The sequence below is a fragment of the Nitrosophilus sp. genome, assembly GCF_982775275.1.
On sequence record NZ_CEXZHP010000296.1, the window covers coordinates 1 to 1,341 of the forward strand.

Genomic DNA, 1,341 nt, shown 5'->3' on the forward strand with positions numbered 1-1,341 from the left:
TAGAAGAGAAATATACCTATAATACTGGTAAGTTTATAGAGATCCCAGTAGTATAGGTATATTTCTCTTCTAAACTTACAACAATTCTCCTAGGAGAATTGACCCGATCATAAAATATTACTCCTAGACAACCTCTCTCGTATGCTTTTAGAAGTATGAATTTTGCATCATCAACATCTTCAGGTATCTTGTGAATCAATATATCTCCCTCATTCAACTCATCTAAATTGTCTACTAGTCTACCTTCAACACTTGATCTATATGTGTAAGGCATTGCAAATGCTGTATATTCTCTTCCATCTACCTCAATATATGTATACTTCTCTTCAAAATATATTACAGATACAGGATGTAGATGATAAGTTAGAAGTGGATTATCAATCTCCTGTAATATCTTTATTATAAAATCTCTCTCCTTCTCTGTACCTGAGAGTAGGTCTATATATTTTGAACATCTCTCCGCTAGTGATATACTCTTCAAAACTTTCTCTTCCATACTCAAGTCCTAATCTCTCTCTTACAATACGTATCTTATTTACTATATGTTCATAATCTCTATTTTTAAAACATGTTTTTAACATGTTTAGTAGAGATTTATCAACTCTAGATAGTATTCTAAGTACTTTATATAGAATTGTTAAACCTTCACTATTTAGATAACCTCTAGAATAGTATTGAGAGTATGGATCTTCTAGTAGTGTTAGTAGGTAGTTTAAATATTTCAAATCTACATCAGAGCCCAGGCTCTCATCACGTTTCTTCAGAGGCCTGCACATACATCATCGACATATTCTAAACTATTTATATCATATATCGCCATTCACTCTATTGGAAATGTATAGATTTGAAAATCTTATTAAAGCTCTCCTAGCATTCAACCCTTCGAAAGAGTATGTAGATTCTGTATTGAGAGAAGTTGAACATTTAGGAATAGAGACATTTGAAGATTATGGAAAGATACTACTACACACAGGAGTACATGTAGTTGGTAAAGGTCAGAATAGTATAGTTATGATATGTAGAGTAGATGGTAGAGAATATGCATGTAAAATATTGAGACCTGATGCATCAAGAACAAGTCTTAAACATGAGGCAGAAATATTAAAAAAGGCGAATGAGGTTAATGTTGGTCCTAAAGTAGTTAAGTATGGTGATAAGATAATAATTATGGAATATGTGGATGGAATACCACTTGAAGAATATGTGAAGAATGTAGACAAAGATTCTATAATAGAGACAATCCTGAAAATACTAGAACAAACATATAAACTTGATAATGTAGGTATAGAGCATTCTGAACTATCTAGAGTAGAAGAGCATGTATTAGTAAAGAGGGATGGA

3 protein-coding genes are annotated in these 1,341 nt (G+C 31.9%); 1 reads left to right on the forward strand and 2 read right to left on the reverse strand.

The annotated features are described in order from the left end of the window. Positions 1–16 precede the first annotated feature (16 nt). Positions 17–496 carry a hypothetical protein gene (locus AC30RD_RS09395; protein WP_489494282.1) on the reverse strand — a complete coding sequence of 160 codons (480 nt, stop codon included), beginning with the start codon at positions 494–496 and terminating at the stop codon, positions 17–19. Continuing rightward, the gene (locus tag AC30RD_RS09400) at positions 378–776 is read right to left on the reverse strand and encodes a hypothetical protein (RefSeq protein ID WP_489494283.1); all 399 of its coding nucleotides are present in this window, start codon (positions 774–776) and stop codon (positions 378–380) included. The genes AC30RD_RS09395 and AC30RD_RS09400 overlap by 119 nt, the downstream gene beginning before the upstream one ends. A gap of 58 nt (positions 777–834) precedes the next feature. Here AC30RD_RS09400 and AC30RD_RS09405 point away from each other — a divergent pair. Continuing rightward, on the forward strand, positions 835–1,341 hold a 507-nt coding region (locus AC30RD_RS09405), incomplete at its 3' end, for an RIO1 family regulatory kinase/ATPase domain-containing protein (RefSeq protein ID WP_489494284.1).